The sequence below is a fragment of the Sphingopyxis sp. DBS4 genome (genome assembly GCF_024628865.1).
In the GTDB taxonomy this organism is placed as follows: domain Bacteria; phylum Pseudomonadota; class Alphaproteobacteria; order Sphingomonadales; family Sphingomonadaceae; genus Sphingopyxis.
In genome coordinates this window covers 2,045,250-2,060,729 of record NZ_CP102384.1, presented here as the reverse complement: position 1 = coordinate 2,060,729, position 15,480 = coordinate 2,045,250, and the positions used below count along the sequence as shown (strand labels likewise).

Here is a 15,480-nt window from a genome sequence, read left to right as displayed (position 1 = left end):
GCTTTAGCTTGCAAATGCTTTCGGCTCTCTTAAGCATGAAGATACGCCTGCCCGAAAAATTGGAAGATGAGGCGCAACTTTTCGCACCGGGCGGTGTATGTTGTCATCCACGGGGTGGAGGGCTAGGGGGAATGGTGCGGTCGTCGCGCCGCCTTAGCCCCGTTATACGATATTTTGAGGTTGGATCGGTTCGCTAGTCATGTTCTGGAAGCGCAGCAAAAACCCGGCCTCGTCCGCGCCCCGGGGACCTGAGATACCGGCGGGAAGGCGTATCTACGCCATCGGCGACATCCACGGGCGCGACGATCTGTTTGCCGAGATGCTTGATCTGATCCGTGCCGATCATGCCGCGCGTGGGTCGGCCGACATGACCCTGATTCTGCTGGGCGATCTGGTTGACCGTGGCCCGTCGTCTGCTGAGGTGGTGGAGCGCGCGATGCGGCTTCATGACGAGTTTCCCGACGTCCGGCTGCTGATTGGCAATCACGAGGAATGTTTTCTCGCGGCGCTGACTGGCGATGTGCGCCGCGTCCGCTATTTCATGCGGATCGGCGGCGACGCCACGATCCGCAGCTATTGGCGCGACGATCAGGATTTCGAAAAGGCGAGTTTCGAGGAAGTGGCCGAGCGGCTGCCCGCATTGGTGCCGCCGGATCATGTCGCGTTCCTCGGCGGCGGCGAGGATATGGTCGAAATCGGCGACTATGCTTTCGTCCACGCAGGGGTGCGCCCCGGCGTTCCGCTCGAAAAGCAGGCGCTTTCCGATCTGCGCTGGATCCGCGACGAATTTCTCGACGATCTCGGCGATCATGGCAAGGTCATCGTCCATGGTCACAGCATCACCGCTGCGCCCGACGAGCAAGCCAATCGCATCGGCATCGACGTCGGCGCGTTCCGCAGCGGTGTCCTTGCCGGAATCGGACTCGAAGGGAGCCGGCGCTGGTTTCTCTTCGCACGCGAAAGCGAGGCGAGGGCGAATGCGGCCTGACCTCGGGTTCGGCCTGCCGAACCTTGCCACTCCTCGCCGGACGGTCTATTCGCCGGCGCCGATACGGTCTAGGGCCCTGTTTTCCATGCATCCGATGCCAGAATAGTGAAAATATGAGCAGAAGAACGACAGGCGCGTCGCGTCCGAAAGGCTCCAGTTCGCCCGATATGCAAGGCTGGATAGCCATTCTGTTTTTGCTGTTCGTGTTCTTGACCGGCGGCGGATCGCGGAGCGACATCGCGTCACTGCCGATCCTGCGCGGCGTATCGGTGCTGTTCGCCTGCTGGGCGATTACAGGTATGACGCGCGACGACTGGCGCCGCATCCTCGCACCGCTCGCGATTCTGCTTGTCCTGACCACGTGGATCGCCATTCAGCTCATTCCGCTCGCTCCCTCGATCTGGCACGCGCTGCCCGGCCGCGAAACGATCGTCATGATCGATCGGCTGCTTGGACAGCCGGAGCTCTGGCGGCCGATTTCACTGACGCCCTCGGATACGTGGAACAGCCTCCTCGCGATGACGGTGCCGCTTGCGGCGCTGCTGGTCGCCGCCCGTCTAGGCGCTGAAGACATGGCGCGGGTGATGCAAGCGCTGGTCATCATCGCCGTCGCGAGCAGTCTGCTCGGACTGCTGCAGATCGTCTCTGGAAGTGGAAGCGCTGCTTTCTTATACAGAATTACAAACTACAATTCGATGGTCGGTCTGTTCGCCAACCGTAATCACCACGCTGTCTTTCAGGCCTGTGCGGTTGTTTTCGCGGCGGCGCTCCTCCGCGACGAACTGATGCGGCGGCAGCAGAATCCGATGATCCAGCTTGGCTTAGCCGCTGCTGCGATCCTGTGCGTGACGATGACCATGCTGATCGGCTCGCGTGCCGGGCTGGTTGCCGGCGGTGTGGCGTTCTTGATCGGTTATGCGATGATCCTGTCGGCATGGCGCGGTCGGCCCGTTGCTACGCCGCGTCGCAGAGTTGTGTCCGGCAGTGCGTCTTTTGGAACGCAATGGCTGGTCTACACGCCGCCGGTGTTGATTGCCGCGCTTCTGGCGACGATTCTATTCTTGGCCGGTCGCACGACGTCGCTTAGCCGGCTCGCCGACAACCGGGCCGCGGAGGATCTTCGTGTTCTTGCCTGGCCTACCGTCTGGCAGATGACCGAAACATATTGGGGTGTGGGCGCAGGATTCGGATCGTTTCCGGATGTTTACAAAATATTTGAAGTCGATGCCCTGTTACAGCCCGCCTATTTCAACCACGCCCATAATGATTGGATGGAAGCGCTAATTACCGGCGGCTTGCCATTCGCACTGATCGTTGCGGCAGGGCTGATATGGTTCGGCCGCGCGGCCGCCTGGGCGGGCTTCACGCGGCTGGTCAAAGGGCATCGCGGCGACTATCGCCTGCCAGTGCTGGCGGTGGCGGGTCTTCTGGCGGCGGCCAGCCTCGTCGACTATCCGCTGCGGACGCCCTCACTGCAGGCGATGGTGATCATGCTGCTGGTACTTTTCGTATGTCCCGCGCCCGCCACGGCCCGGCGGGAATAGGCTTGCGGGCAAAAGCCGATCCACTATAGCCTTTTTCGCCGTCGATTACGGGGTTTGACAGTTTTTCTATGAAAAATATTCTCTTGTGTGCCGCAACGGCCGCGCTGCTTGCGGGATGCGTGAAAAGCGCGCCCCCGGTCGCGAGCGTGCCGGGGACGCCGATCACCGCATTGTCCGTCCTGCCGCCACCCGAAGCGTCCGACGTGATCCGTTCGACGCGGCTGGCCTTCATCGGCCCCTTCACGGAATTGCGCATCGAAGTGTTCGGGGTACCGGACTTGCAGCGCGACATCATGACCGACGGAGAGGGGAATTTCTCCTTCCCGCTCGTTGGCACGGTTGCCGCCGCCGGCAAGACCCCGCTGGCGCTGGCCGATCAGATCCGATCGCAGCTCGTCGGAAAATATATTCGCGATCCCCAGGTCACGGTGAACTTCAAGGCGCCCACGAGCGCGAGCGCACTGGCTTTCCAGTCGATGGCGGTATCGGTCGACGGCGAGGTCAAGCGGTCGGGCTCCTATCCGGTGGCGGGCCGCATGACACTGATGCGCGCGGTCGCGCTGGCGGGCGGTCTCACCGAATTCGCGAAGCTCGACGATGTGGTGGTGTTCCGCAATGTCGGAACGAAGCAATATGTCGGCATCTATAATATCGGGGCCATCCGCCGCGGCAACTACGCCGATCCGGAAATCTTCCCCAACGACGTGGTGATCGTCGGCGATTCGCCGCAGCGCCGCATGTTCAAGGATATTCTGGCGGCAACGCCGGCGCTCCTGTCGCCGCTAATCCTGCTCGCGCGCGAATTTTGATAGGATGGACCGCCAAATGAACGAGATTGTCCGCGGCCCTATCGTGCCTGTCGATCCCGCCCCTTCGTCTTATGGAGAAGGTGGCGAAGAACAATATGCCGCGTCGCTTCCCGAAATCGAGCGCATATTTTCGGCGATCCTCAACCATCGCAACTGGGTGATGGCGGCGATCGTCGGCGCTTTGCTTCTCGGTCTGCTCGCGACATTTCTCGCGACTCCCGAATATACCTCTACCGCGCGGATCGAGATATTGCCCGATTCTCCCGTCGATACGTCGGTCGACGAACAGCGGGACCGTGCGATGGTCAACGAAATCGCGTTCTACAATACGCAATATTCGCTGCTTAAATCGGAATCGCTCGCCGAGCGGGTCATTCGGGCCGGAAATCTGACCGCGGACAAGGATTTCATCGCGGCGTTTAACCTCGACGCGGCCGATGCGGGAATGACCAGTGCCGAGCGGCGCAGCCTCACGGTCAAGGCCGTCGAAATCCTGCTTGATCGGATCGACGTTTCCCCGGTGCGCACGTCGAGCCTCGTCGATATCGGTTTTTCGACGCCGTCGGCGAGATTATCCGCCAAACTGGCGGACTTATGGGTCACCCAGTTCGTGCAGGCGACGATTGATCGCCGTTTTGCCGCCACGTCCGACGCACGCAAATATCTCGAGGGGCGGCTCGATACGCTTCGCCAGAATCTGGAGACTTCCGAGCGGGCACTGATCAATTACTCCGTTTCCAAGGGTATCGTCACCGTTGCGTCCGAGACGGACAATAATGGCAGGACGAGAACCCAGACGCTGGTCGGATCGGATATCATCCAGATCAGCCAGGCGCTCGCCAAGGCGCGCGAAGCCCGCATCGCCGCCGAAGCCGAACTCGCCAATACGATGACGGGGGTCGCGCAGGTCAATGCGCCCACCATCAGCGCGCTGCGGCAGAAGCGCGCAGTGGCGGAGGCTGAACTCGCGCAGATGCGAACGACTTTTGCGGACGACTATCCGGCGGTCGTGTCGCTGCGGTCGGAGATCGCGAATCTCGACAAGAGCATCCGCGATGAAGTGGGGCGCTCGTCGCAGGGGAATCGCGAAGCCTATAATGCCGCAGTGAAGCGCGAGCGCGATCTGGAGAGTGAACTGAACGGGCTGACCAATCGCTATAACAGCCAGCAGCGGGAATCGATCGAGATGGCGATCCTGCAGCGCGAGGTGGATTCGAACCGCCAGCTTTATGAGGGCCTGCTGCAGCGCTACAAGGAAATCGGCGTTGCGGGCGTCGGCACGAACAATGTGTCGCTGGTCGATCGGGCGAAGCCGGCCGAACGCCCGTCGAGTCCCAGCCTGCTGATCAATTTGGCCGTCGCGCTTCTCGCGGGCATGGTGCTTGCGGCGGGCCTTGTGTTCATGCTTGAGAAGATGGACAGTTCGGTGCGCGATCCGCAGGATGTCCAGTCGCGCTTCGGCCTGCCCTTGCTGGGGGCAATTCCCGAAGTGATCAACAGGCCGGTCGCGGACGCCATCACGGACAAGAAGTCGGCGATCTACGAAGCCTATTTCTCGTTGATGACCAACCTGACCTTCCTCACCGCGCATGGCGCGCCGCGGTCGATCATGCTGACTTCGTCGCGGCCGAAGGAAGGCAAGAGCAATTCGTCGCTCTGCCTTGCGACGGTACTTTCCGCGACCGGCAAGTCGGTCATTCTCGTCGATGCGGACGTGCGGAATCCGTCGCTCAATCGCTATCTCGACATTCCCAACCAGCGCGGGCTCAGCCACTATCTTTCGGGTGACGAGGATCTGGACGGGATGATCGCCGAACTGCCCAAATTCGGCTTTTCGATCATCACCGCCGGCAAGATGCCGCCCAATGCGGCGGAGTTGCTGGGCAGTGAAAGACTCAGCACGCTGATCGCGACGCTGCTTGAGCGCTACGATCATGTTCTGGTCGACTCGCCGCCGCTGCTGGGTCTTGCCGACGCGCCGCTGATCGCGCGCCGGGTCGAAGGCGTGTTGTTCACGATCGAAGCCAATTCGACCAAGAACCGCGCGATTGCGACGGCGCTGACCCGACTCCGCATGTCGGGGGCAAAGCTGTTCGGCGCAATCGTTACCAAGGTGGGCGCCCGGAATCAGGTTTACGGCTACGGCTACGGCTACGGCTACGGCTTCAGCTACGGTTCCGACAAGACCGAAGGCGCGTGACCGTGTCGGACCAATTCGAGAATTTGGTGAAACGGTGAAGATTGCGGGAATATTGCTTTGGTCGACGGCGGCCGTGCTGGCCGTGCTGGTCGGCACATCGAGCGGCGTGATCGCCAGCCAGGTCAAAGATCCGGCCAGGTCGGCCGCCATCGGCATCGGACCGATGGGGCAGGCGAAGGCCAATCTGGCTTTCGCTTCCTATGCCGCGCGGCAACAGCAGAATCGGAACGCCGCAATTTCGGTGCGCGAGCGCCAGCTCGCCCTGACTGCTTACCAGAGCGAGCCTCTGTCCTCTGCGGCGCTGGGCATATTGATCGCATCGACCGGTCGCGCCGACGCCGCCCGGAGGCAGGCGCTGCTCGATCTCGGGGGCAAGCTCACGCGCCGGAGTTCGCTGATCACCTCGGCTTCGATAGAGGCCGCCGCGCTGCGCGATGACGAGACCTCCTTCTTCTTGTGGATGTCGCGCGCCATTCTGACCAATGGAACCTTGCGATCGGTCTATGTCAAGGCGATGGCTCAGGCGACGGCGAGACCTGGAGCCGCTTCGACGCTGGCGCCGGTCATCGGACCGGAACCGAGCTGGTCGGATCGCTACTGGCGCGCGGTGGTGTCCGTGCCGGCCAGCCTGGAGAATGCGGCCAAGCTGCGCATCCTTGTGGCCGGAGCACCTTGGCGGCAGACCGAAATAAGGGACACCGACCGCGCGCTTGCCCGGCGTCTCGCCGATTATGGTCATTTCAATGCGCTGCAACAACTGGCCGCCGCCTTGCGCCGGACGCCGGCGTCACAGGCGGCCGAAGGCGTGCTCCCCGATGCTGATTTCTCGCAGCCCGCCGTTCTGCCGCCGATTGACTGGGAATTGGCGTCGTCGGGCAATCTCGGAGCGACGATAGAGCCCGAGCGCAAACGCATGTCGATTTCCGCGATCGCCGGTGCGCGCGGCTATGCCGCCCGCCGATTGGTCGCGCTTGCGCCCGGGGCGTATGAGATGGAATGGGATCTCGTCGCGGGGGCCGCTCTCGAAAAGGATGTGTTGTCGGCTCGTCTCAGTTGCGCGGAAAAGGGAAGCGATCCCGGCGCCGCACAGATCGTGAGCCTTGGCGTCGGACATCAGCGCGCCGGCCTGGCCATCGCGAACGATGCCTGCCGTTGGTACTGGTTTTCGGTCAACGTGAACGTCCCGGACATGTCGGCGGGCATCGATGCGCAATTCCGCCGCCTGAACCTCAGGCGCGTCGATCAGGCTTCGCCGACGGGTTCGAAGGGAGTTTTGAAAGAATAATGGCTGTGTCTTATACATCTTCCTCACCCGTGCGCAGGGTTCTGATTACGGGTACCGCCGGCTTTATCGGTTTTCATCTCGCGAAGTTACTGCTTGCCGAAGGCTTCAGCGTTTGCGGCTATGACGGGATGACCGATTATTATGACGTGCGGATCAAGCAGCGCCGGCATGCGATGCTGCTCCAGTCGGCAGATTTCAAAGCCGTCGAGGGGATGCTGGAAGACCAGCTTCTGTTCGACCGCGTTGCCGATAGTTTCCGGCCCGACGTCATCGTCCACCTCGCTGCGCAGGCCGGTGTGCGCTACAGTCTCGAAAATCCACGTGCCTATATCGACAGCAATATCATCGGCACCTTCAACGTCATGGAGGCTGCGCGGCGGCTGGAGGTCGGCCATCTGCTGATGGCATCGACCTCTTCGGTCTATGGCGCCAATGACGAAATGCCTTTCGTGGAGACCGAGAAGGCCGATACGCAATTGACCATTTATGCGGCCACCAAGAAGGCCAACGAGAGCATGGCGCACAGCTATGCGCATCTTTGGAATCTGCCGACCACCATGTTCCGCTTCTTCACCGTTTACGGTCCTTGGGGCCGTCCGGACATGGCACTGTATAAATTCGTCGACGCAACGCTCGAGGGGCGGCCGATCGACATCTATAATCATGGTGATATGTATCGTGACTTCACCTATGTCGAGGATCTGGTGCGCGGTATCCGCCTGCTGGTCGACGCGGTACCGGTGCGCCCTGCTTCCAAGGACGAGATCGAGCCGGGCGACAGCCTCTCGCCGGTGGCGCCGTTCCGCATCGTCAACATCGGCAATTCGGACAAGGTACGCCTGCTCGATTTCATCGAGGCGATCGAGGACTGTCTCGGCAAGAAGGCGATCCGGAATTATATGGAGATGCAGCCGGGGGATGTACCCGCTACCTGGGCAAATGCGGAGTTGCTTCAGCGTCTTACCGACTATCGCCCGCAGACCGATTTCCGCGACGGCATTGCCAAATTCGTCACGTGGTTCCGCGAATATTACGGGAAATAAGGGCCCGGTATGAACAGCATGTCTCTCCCGACCGTGGCGGTTGTCGGACTTGGCTATGTCGGCCTGCCGCTGGCCGTCGAGTTCGGCAAGCATCGCCCGGTGATCGGTTTCGATATCCGCAAGGAACGTATTGCGGAACTGCGCGGCGGCAGCGACCACACACTCGAGACCTCACCCGAGGAACTGGCCGAGGCGAAACAGCTTTCCTTCACCGCCGACCCCGCCGATCTGGCAAAGGCGACGATCTATATCGTTACCGTGCCGACCCCCATCGACGCGAGCAAACGGCCAGACCTGACGCCGCTCATCCGAGCGTCCGAGACGCTGGGGAAGGTGCTCAAGCGCGGCGACATCGTGATCTATGAATCGACCGTCTATCCCGGCGCCACCGAGGAGGATTGCGTGCCGGTGCTGGAGCGTATCTCCGGCCTCAAGTTCAACGAGGATTTCTTTGCAGGCTACAGCCCCGAGCGGATCAATCCGGGCGACAAAGCGCACCGGCTGACGACGATTCGCAAGGTGACCTCCGGCTCGACGCCCGAGGTCGCCGAGACGGTCGACCGGCTTTATGCCTCGATTATCGAGGCCGGCACGTGGAAGGCGGAATCGATCCGCGTCGCCGAGGCGGCGAAGGTCATCGAGAATACCCAGCGCGACCTCAACATCGCGCTGATCAACGAGCTAGCGATCATCTTCAATCGCATGGGCATCGATACCGAGGCCGTGCTGAAGGCGGCGGGAACGAAGTGGAACTTCCTGCCCTTCCGCCCAGGCCTCGTCGGCGGCCACTGCATCGGCGTCGATCCCTATTATCTGACGTACAAAGCGGAGATGCTTGGCTACCACCCTCAGGTGATTCTCGCCGGACGACGCATCAACGACGGCATGGGCGCCTATATCGCCGGTCAAATGGTGAAGGCGATGCTCAAGCGCCGTATTCAAGTTGACGGAGCCCGCGTATTGGTGCTCGGCCTCACCTTCAAGGAGAATTGCCCCGACCTGCGCAATACCCGCGTAATCGATGTGGTGACCGAGCTCCAGGATTATGGCATCGCGGTCGATGTTCACGATCCTTGGGCCGACGTCGCGGAGGCGGTTCACGAATATGGCGTCGATCTTGTTGCTGCCCCGCAAGCCGGCGCCTATGATGGCATCATTCTTGCTGTGGCGCATCGGGAGTTCGCCGAACTGGGCGTGGGCGGCATTCGGGCATGGGGCAAACCCATCCATATGCTCTATGACATCAAGAATGTTCTGGGAGCGGCCGAAAGTGATCAGCGATTGTGAGCATCGAGGATAGAACGAGGCCAACGAGCGGTCGGGACAAATTCAATCGATATGGCTCAGTCATTGCCATATCGTGTTTTTTTGTAAGGTGGTTTCCCAAGACTATCCGTGCTCTGCTGTGGGATGCAAGCCGCCCTTTCGGCGGCGCAATCGCTTTGCTGTTGCGTTATGCGCTTTTGCGCGCAGATTCGGCCGCTGTCGGACGCAATGTCTACATCGGCCGTAATGTTACCATTCTCAATCGACATAATTTGAGGATTGGAAGCAATGTTTCCATTCATGAAAATTGCTACCTGGACGCAGTTGGCGGCTGCACAATCGGCAATGATGTTTCCATCGCGCATGGATGCAGTCTTCTTTCTTTCGATCATGATTGGAGATGTACGGATATCGCTATCAAGTACAATCCGATCGCTACCGCTATGGTGACAATTGCGGATGACGTCTGGATTGGGGCAGGAGCGCGCTTGCTGAGTGGCGTTACGATAGAAACACGTTGTATTATTGCAGCGGGCGCTGTCGTGACGCGAGCAGTCCCGTCGGGCTCACTTTATGGAGGGGTTCCTGCTCGAAAGATACGTGACCTGCCTCGGTCGGTTGAAATAGAAACGAGCCGTTTCAAATGAGGGCGCTCTTCGTACACGACCACTGGTATCTCCAGACCGAAAAAGGATTTCATGACCCCGGGGGACTCCCGGAAGAAGCGCTTATGCGCTATGTAAATGCCTTTGGAAATTTGCAGGTCATCTGCCGGGGGCGAAAAGTTGCTTCGTGCAACCTTCCTGTGATCGAGAATCCCTCGATCGATTTCCTGCCGTTTCCAAATTTACTTACCGCGAAAAATATTATTCGGTACTTTTCTATTAAAAATAAAATAGGTCGAGCGGTACGAAATGCTGACATCGTGATTGCTCGACTTCCGAGTCTTCTCGGTTCTCTTGCAGCAAAAGAAGCGCGTAACGCGAATATCCCATATCTCGTGGAAGTTGTCGGAGATGTATTTGAATCCGTATACAACCATCGCTCTCGCATGGGGGTATTATTGGCACATTACAGTGAATATATTATGAAGAAAGAAGTATCCAAAGCAAAAATATCTATATATGTCACAGAAAAAGCCCTGCAAAAGAAATATCCCTGTGCAGGAAAGGTTTATTCTTGCACGAATGCGATGGTCGAGCCAATTGCCGACGAGGAATTTTCGATAATTAGGGCGATAAGATCAAGTCGTGACATATATACGATAGGCCTTGTTGGGGCGCTAGACGTGGGTTACAAGGGGCAGGATGTTGCTTTGGAGTGCCTTCGCCGTCTAATATTTGATTTCGGTCAAGCCAACGTCTGCATAAGATTTCTGGGGCGGGGCGATCCTGCGCATTTGCGGGCGATTGCCGAACGATACGGCGTCGCTGATAAGGTGTTCTTTGATGGGATCGTGCCGCCTGGAGATGCGGTTCTCTGCTGGATGGACCGGCTGGATATCTTGTTGCAAGCAAGCAAGCAGGAAGGTCTCAGCCGGGCTGTGATCGAAGGCATGAGTCGCGGGCTTCCGGTCGTTGCAACGAAAGTTGGCGGTACCGATGAATTGCTTGATGAAAAATGGCTCGTCGAACCAGCCGATCTAGAATCTATGGTTGCATTATTGCGTAAGCTGCTTTCGAATCCTGCACTTATGCAAAAAGTTGGATTTGAGAATCTAAATACTTCTCGGCGTTACGATACGAATGTTATCGAAAATCGCCGCCAAAGCGCATTTATGGATCTTTTATCCTATAGGGATGGTAGATAGATTCAATGATTGAAAAGAGAAATAATCATATCATTTTCGCAATGATATTATTTTTCATATTTATTTTTACGAACGCAATAGCACTTTACTATTCGAGTGAAGTATTATTCGTATTAATTGGCATGTATATTACGATATTTTCTGTTTTATATGGGAAGGGCTTAATATTCAAGCCGGTCGTATGGCTCTCCATAGCATCATTTTTATACTCATTTGGCGGGAATATTGTATATTTGTTCGAGGGCTATGGGCTATATAACCCATTGGAAACTGCCTTATTCGCAAATATTTTCCATTTCTCCGTATGTTTCTCATTAATATTATTCGATTCGGATCAGAAAAATGACCATGGGCTTGTAGATATATTTGATAGATATACGCTATATAAATATAATTTTTATGTATCAATCGCATTAGTTTTAATTAATATATTTATATTCTATAATAGCGGAGCTTCTAGTAAGAGGGAGTTTTCTTCAATAAGTTCAGATTCAGATCTCGGGTATTTCGGATTTTTTTATAGCTATTTCGTGCTGTCTTTCGTCGTTTATGCCATTTCTTTCTATAGAAAAAATGGTAAAATTCCAATATTTGAAATTATCTGCTCTCTGATCCTGTCATTTTTTACCCTTTTGGTGACAGGTGAAAGAGACGTTTTCTTTAAAATTGCGCTATCATTAGCATTCATGTCTCTATACTTTAAATCTGTTAAGCCATCTGTTGTGTATTTCTCTGTACTAGCCGTGATATTGTTTGTTCCGTTTTCTAAAAGCTTGGGCGTTTCTCTGGGATCTGACAGCGTCCAACTATCATTTTCAGGAAGCAACTTCATCGTCGGTTTCATGAAGAGTGACTTCGCCTCGGCTGGCAGCAATCTAGATATCTTGCTGCTGAGCCCGGATATATATTCAAACCAGTCTCTTTCAAGACTCTTTGAGGATATCGTAAGGGGGTTTCTTCCTACATCGCTCTCTTCATACGACAGCTCAACAGCTTGGTTCTATAAATATTACACACCCTATTCAATCAGGCGGGATGTAGGAGGGCTCGGATTCAGCCTCATGGGCGCTTTCTACATATATGGCAGTGTAGTTGGAGTTATTATCGGAGGTTTCCTCTATGGTTGCCTGTCATCATTCCTCTGGAAGAAAGCGAATAGAAACGATATATATCTCTCGATATATTTCTCCAGCGTGCCGCTTCTCATATGGAGCTTGAGGGGAGATGTATCGACGATAATATCGTCCCTTACGAAGCAGACGATACTCCCCATCATTTTGATAGTCTTTATCTATAGGATTTTTAGATTCCGGGATCGGTAGATGCCACGCGGCTTCCGGCGAAGCCGCCCACCGATTGGAGGTCTGATCGTCATGGTTGTGATTCATGATTTTGGCGCGCGGACCAACCGTGGGTGAGCACGGGCTCGGACGAGCTCGGCGCCGCCTCGGCGATCGGGCCCGAGTGGGCCTTCGCCCGCCGAGGCGACTCCCCTTCGAGCGCGATGCGATGGACATTGTGCGCGAGCCGGTCGAGGATCGCGTCGGCATAGGTCGGATCGCTGATCGGCGCGCGCCACTTTGCGATCGATACCAGGCTGGTGACGAAGCGTCGAGCCGCTACGGTCGCACTCCTCCAGCATCTCCGGCAGATGGAACCGGGCGCCGGCTTCGAACGGTTCGAGTCCCCAGTCATCGAGCAGCAGCAGCTCGGCCTGGCCGAGCCGTCAGCTTCGCTGCGCCCGTCGATGCACGATGCTCGCCCGGCGAGCGGTTTCGCGCGTCGAAAGTCCCGCAATGTCGAATTTTTGCTAATATAAAGTAGTTTTTATTAATAGGGTCATCTAGGTCATGATACGATCTTCCGATTATACGGCGACAATAGCAAAAAAAATGTTTGTGGTGTTTAGCGGGACCGCGGCATCTGCATTGGTTGCTCGTTTTCTGGGCCCGGAGATGCGCGCTGAATATGCTTTCATCCAGAATTCCGCGGCTATTCTGGTCGTCGTCCTAAATTTTGGATTAAGCAATTATTATCAGAGCCTTAGGCGGCAACAAGGGCCGGGGGCCTGCGCGGGTTTTGTCGCTGTTTCAATAAAGATGGCGGCATTGCTCATGCTGGCCGCGTTGTTGCTGACCGGCGTTCTGAATCCGGTGCACCATATGATTTTGATCGTTGCGTGCTGCTCTTTGCTTCGGCTGCAATTTCAAGCGGTGAGCCTTGTCGAGAATATCCAAGGCGCCTCCATAGCCACAATGCTCGGAAGCTTGGCCGAGGTGCTTGCGATGGTGCTGGTGTGGTTTTGGGCTCCGCACGCTGTAGGATGGGTCGTTTGTGCCTTCATTTCGAAGGAGTTCGTGAATACAGCTCTCAGTCTGCGCGCGATCGTTCGCGGACCGGATCAAGTTTCGACTGGTTCGCTTTTTTCGATCAAGAGCCTTGTATCTCAAAAAAGCTTCCCTGTTGTGCGAAGCGCAATGATGCGATCGATACCTTTGTTTTTTCTTATCGTTTCTACTACTACCCTCTATAAGGTTGATGTTCTCATTCAGTCGGAGTTGAATGTTAACGCAAGAGATATTGGCATATATGTGGTTGGGGTTCTTGTGGCTGAATATCTTTGGATATTCTCGGATATATTCAAGGATGTTCAAACCAGCAGAACGGCACGGGGGGAAGATGCGCGCGGCGTTGCATCCGCTCATAGAATGGCGCTTTTCTTGACTATTATTATATATATTTTGTTTTTATGTTTTGGGAAATTCGCTATAAATCTTGTTTTCGGGAGTAGCTTTTCTGAAAGCTATGAAATTTCTCTTTTAATGCTGATTGCTAATATATTCATGATTCCATCTAAGGTCATTGGATCCTATCTAATATCTATTTATAACGTGAAAAAATATGTTTCTATCATGGTATTTTCTCTTATTTTAAATGTAATTTTAAATTTTATTTTCATACCGCATTGGGGGGTTTATGGATCATTAATGGCAAATATATTATCCTATTCCGTTGCAGGTATCGGAGTTATACTGATATTTTACGTCCATACCAATATTGATTTTCGAGATATTCTGCTTGTAAAGAGGAGGGATGTCTCTGCGGTTTTTGCGAGATTTTATCGGAATGACAGGGGTGATGTATGACCCCGCATGTTCTGCGTAAGATCTTGAACGAGCATCATGTGCTGTGAGAAGGGAAGTAATCCTTATTCGTTCAGAAAGGATTTCTCTTCCGGTGGATGCTGCCTTCAGGCGCGTAAAATCCATGATTCGCGTCGGTAGATCAGGAGGGAAGTTGCTTTTGGTAGGTCGTAATTGGATGGTTTTCGGACGAGTGATCTAGATTTTCCACATGACACACATCTTTCTTCTCGGATCCTATGCGCCTTCATTGATTAATTTTCGTGGCCCATTGATTCGCGATCTGCTCGCGGCAGGGCATCGGGTATCGGTCGGAGCCCCGGATATCCCTGGCGATGTGCGTTCGGCGCTCGAAGCCATGGGGGCGATGGTATATGAGACTCCGCTAGAGCGCAGGGGCACGGGCATGCGCGCCGACCTTGCCTACTACCGTGTCTTGAAGCGGATACTTCTGCGCATCAGGCCTGATGCGTTGCTTACCTATACGATCAAACCAAATATCTGGGGCGCGTTCGCAGCCGGTTCGGCAGGTATCCCGTCCTATGCCATGATCACCGGTCTCGGCTATGCCTTTACCGAGGCGGGCGCCAGACTGTCGACCCGTCAGAGATTGACTGGTATGGCTGCGCGCTGGCTCTATCGCGCTGCGACGCGTCGCAGTGAACGTGTGATCTTTCAGAATCCGGATGATCGAGATGATTTCATAAGGGGCGGCTGTCTTGTCGATCCTGCGAAAGCCGCCATGATCGACGGATCGGGGGTCGATATGGAGCATTATTCCCGTGCTCCGCTTCCCGATGCGCCGGTGGTGTTGATGATTGCAAGACTGCTCGCCGCCAAGGGCGTCCGCGATTATGCTGCCGCAGCATTTGCCGTGCGTGCGAGCCATCCCTCGGCCCGCTTCCTGCTGGTTGGGCCATTCGACGAAGGGCCCGATTCTATCGGTCGCGAAGAAGTGGAGGAGTGGGTTGCTGACGGCCTCGAATATCTTGGTCCGACAGATGATGTCCGGCCGGTGATAGCGCAGGCGCGCCTTTATGTCCTGCCCTCCTATCGGGAAGGAACGCCGCGATCCGTGTTGGAAGCGATGGCGATGGGACGACCGGTTGTCACTAGCGATGCACCAGGTTGCCGGGAAACCGTGAAGCATGGCGTGAACGGTCTACTCGTTCCAGTACGCGATTCGCGGAGACTGGCCGCCGCCATCGTTCATCTGCTCGATAATCCGATGGAAGTAGAAGCTATGGGGCAGGCAGGCTATGAGTTGGTCGCGCTGAAATATGACGTGAAGCAAGTAAATCGAGCTATTATGGATATCATGAAGCTGTCAGCAAGCAGAGAAGACCATGATGATGCGCAAAAATAGGGAGTTGCGCAGCCATTCGGCGATCA

16 protein-coding genes are annotated in these 15,480 nt (G+C 56.0%); 13 read left to right on the top strand and 3 right to left on the bottom strand.

Annotation, left to right across the window (positions count from 1 at the left end; genetic code table 11):
• Positions 1 to 193: 193 nt before the first annotated feature.
• Positions 194 to 448: a hypothetical protein gene (locus NP825_RS09710; RefSeq protein WP_257551594.1), complete on the bottom strand. Its 255-nt coding sequence runs from the start codon at positions 446 to 448 to the stop codon at positions 194 to 196.
• On the opposite strand from NP825_RS09710, the gene NP825_RS09705 reads away from it, so the two are divergent.
• From NP825_RS09705 to tviB, 7 genes are all read left to right on the top strand, one after another.
• On the top strand, positions 329 to 988 hold the full coding sequence (locus tag NP825_RS09705; RefSeq protein ID WP_257551369.1) for a metallophosphoesterase: 660 nt from the start codon (positions 329 to 331) through the stop codon (positions 986 to 988). The two genes, NP825_RS09710 and NP825_RS09705, sit on opposite strands and share 120 nt — an antisense overlap.
• A gap of 167 nt (positions 989 to 1,155) precedes the next feature.
• Positions 1,156 to 2,532: an O-antigen ligase gene (locus NP825_RS09700; RefSeq protein WP_257550941.1), complete on the top strand. Its 1,377-nt coding sequence runs from the start codon at positions 1,156 to 1,158 to the stop codon at positions 2,530 to 2,532.
• 119 nt (positions 2,533 to 2,651) lie between these two features.
• Entirely contained in the window at positions 2,652 to 3,341 is a 690-nt protein-coding gene (locus NP825_RS09695; protein ID WP_257550939.1) for a polysaccharide biosynthesis/export family protein, read from the top strand.
• A 16-nt stretch (positions 3,342 to 3,357) separates the two neighbouring features.
• Positions 3,358 to 5,541, top strand: coding sequence for a polysaccharide biosynthesis tyrosine autokinase (locus NP825_RS09690; protein WP_257550937.1), 2,184 nt, complete (start codon positions 3,358 to 3,360; stop codon positions 5,539 to 5,541).
• A 106-nt stretch (positions 5,542 to 5,647) separates the two neighbouring features.
• A complete protein-coding gene (locus NP825_RS09685; protein WP_257550934.1) occupies positions 5,648 to 6,826 on the top strand; it encodes a hypothetical protein in 1,179 nt (392 codons plus the stop codon).
• 29 nt (positions 6,827 to 6,855) lie between these two features.
• Positions 6,856 to 7,869 carry an NAD-dependent epimerase/dehydratase family protein gene (locus NP825_RS09680; protein WP_257550932.1) on the top strand — a complete coding sequence of 338 codons (1,014 nt, stop codon included), beginning with the start codon at positions 6,856 to 6,858 and terminating at the stop codon, positions 7,867 to 7,869.
• A 9-nt stretch (positions 7,870 to 7,878) separates the two neighbouring features.
• Positions 7,879 to 9,156: a Vi polysaccharide biosynthesis UDP-N-acetylglucosamine C-6 dehydrogenase TviB gene (tviB, locus tag NP825_RS09675; RefSeq protein WP_257550930.1), complete on the top strand. Its 1,278-nt coding sequence runs from the start codon at positions 7,879 to 7,881 to the stop codon at positions 9,154 to 9,156.
• A gap of 56 nt (positions 9,157 to 9,212) precedes the next feature.
• Here tviB and NP825_RS09670 read toward each other — a convergent pair whose 3' ends face one another.
• Complete coding sequence (locus NP825_RS09670; RefSeq protein WP_257550928.1) at positions 9,213 to 9,527, bottom strand: hypothetical protein; 315 nt, start codon at positions 9,525 to 9,527, stop codon at positions 9,213 to 9,215.
• 51 nt (positions 9,528 to 9,578) lie between these two features.
• Between NP825_RS09670 and NP825_RS23640 the strand changes: the two genes are divergently transcribed.
• The 3 genes from NP825_RS23640 to NP825_RS09660 all read left to right on the top strand — a co-directional run bounded on the left by NP825_RS23640 (position 9,579) and on the right by NP825_RS09660 (position 12,267).
• Positions 9,579 to 9,782, top strand: coding sequence for a DapH/DapD/GlmU-related protein (locus tag NP825_RS23640; RefSeq protein ID WP_374046562.1), 204 nt, complete (start codon positions 9,579 to 9,581; stop codon positions 9,780 to 9,782).
• Between the two features lie 83 nt (positions 9,783 to 9,865).
• Positions 9,866 to 10,945 carry a glycosyltransferase gene (locus NP825_RS09665; protein ID WP_257550926.1) on the top strand — a complete coding sequence of 360 codons (1,080 nt, stop codon included), beginning with the start codon at positions 9,866 to 9,868 and terminating at the stop codon, positions 10,943 to 10,945.
• A 41-nt stretch (positions 10,946 to 10,986) separates the two neighbouring features.
• On the top strand, positions 10,987 to 12,267 hold the full coding sequence (locus NP825_RS09660; protein WP_257550924.1) for an O-antigen polymerase: 1,281 nt from the start codon (positions 10,987 to 10,989) through the stop codon (positions 12,265 to 12,267).
• Positions 12,268 to 12,316: 49 nt separating this feature from the next.
• On the opposite strand, the gene NP825_RS23635 is transcribed toward NP825_RS09660, so the two are convergent.
• A complete protein-coding gene (locus NP825_RS23635) occupies positions 12,317 to 12,640 on the bottom strand; it encodes an ATP-binding protein (RefSeq protein ID WP_374046551.1) in 324 nt (107 codons plus the stop codon).
• On the opposite strand from NP825_RS23635, the gene NP825_RS09655 reads away from it, so the two are divergent.
• The 3 genes from NP825_RS09655 (at position 12,546) to NP825_RS09645 (ending at position 15,454) form a co-directional block, all read left to right on the top strand.
• Positions 12,546 to 12,764 carry a hypothetical protein gene (locus NP825_RS09655; protein ID WP_257550922.1) on the top strand — a complete coding sequence of 73 codons (219 nt, stop codon included), beginning with the start codon at positions 12,546 to 12,548 and terminating at the stop codon, positions 12,762 to 12,764. The two genes, NP825_RS23635 and NP825_RS09655, sit on opposite strands and share 95 nt — an antisense overlap.
• Positions 12,765 to 12,795: 31 nt before the next feature.
• Positions 12,796 to 14,091: a lipopolysaccharide biosynthesis protein gene (locus tag NP825_RS09650; RefSeq protein ID WP_257550920.1), complete on the top strand. Its 1,296-nt coding sequence runs from the start codon at positions 12,796 to 12,798 to the stop codon at positions 14,089 to 14,091.
• A 208-nt stretch (positions 14,092 to 14,299) separates the two neighbouring features.
• On the top strand, positions 14,300 to 15,454 hold the full coding sequence (locus NP825_RS09645) for a glycosyltransferase family 4 protein (RefSeq protein WP_257550918.1): 1,155 nt from the start codon (positions 14,300 to 14,302) through the stop codon (positions 15,452 to 15,454).
• Positions 15,455 to 15,480 lie beyond the last annotated feature (26 nt).

What these genes read in the sequence shown, in the direction of transcription:
- NP825_RS23635 (WP_374046551.1), bottom strand. Translation starts at nt 12,640, where the DNA reads ATGACTGGGGACTCGAACCGTTCGAAGCCGGCGCCCGGTTCCATCTGC.
- NP825_RS09700 (WP_257550941.1), top strand. Translation starts at nt 1,156, where the DNA reads ATGCAAGGCTGGATAGCCATTCTGTTTTTGCTGTTCGTGTTCTTGACC.
- NP825_RS09670 (WP_257550928.1), bottom strand. Translation starts at nt 9,527, where the DNA reads ATGATCGAAAGAAAGAAGACTGCATCCATGCGCGATGGAAACATCATT.
- NP825_RS09665 (WP_257550926.1), top strand. Translation starts at nt 9,866, where the DNA reads ATGCGCTATGTAAATGCCTTTGGAAATTTGCAGGTCATCTGCCGGGGG.
- NP825_RS09650 (WP_257550920.1), top strand. Translation starts at nt 12,796, where the DNA reads ATGATACGATCTTCCGATTATACGGCGACAATAGCAAAAAAAATGTTT.
- NP825_RS09690 (WP_257550937.1), top strand. Translation starts at nt 3,358, where the DNA reads ATGAACGAGATTGTCCGCGGCCCTATCGTGCCTGTCGATCCCGCCCCT.
- NP825_RS09660 (WP_257550924.1), top strand. Translation starts at nt 10,987, where the DNA reads ATGATATTATTTTTCATATTTATTTTTACGAACGCAATAGCACTTTAC.
- NP825_RS09710 (WP_257551594.1), bottom strand. Translation starts at nt 448, where the DNA reads ATGAAGCCGCATCGCGCGCTCCACCACCTCAGCAGACGACGGGCCACG.
- NP825_RS09645 (WP_257550918.1), top strand. Translation starts at nt 14,300, where the DNA reads ATGACACACATCTTTCTTCTCGGATCCTATGCGCCTTCATTGATTAAT.
- NP825_RS23640 (WP_374046562.1), top strand. Translation starts at nt 9,579, where the DNA reads ATGGTGACAATTGCGGATGACGTCTGGATTGGGGCAGGAGCGCGCTTG.
- tviB (WP_257550930.1), top strand. Translation starts at nt 7,879, where the DNA reads ATGAACAGCATGTCTCTCCCGACCGTGGCGGTTGTCGGACTTGGCTAT.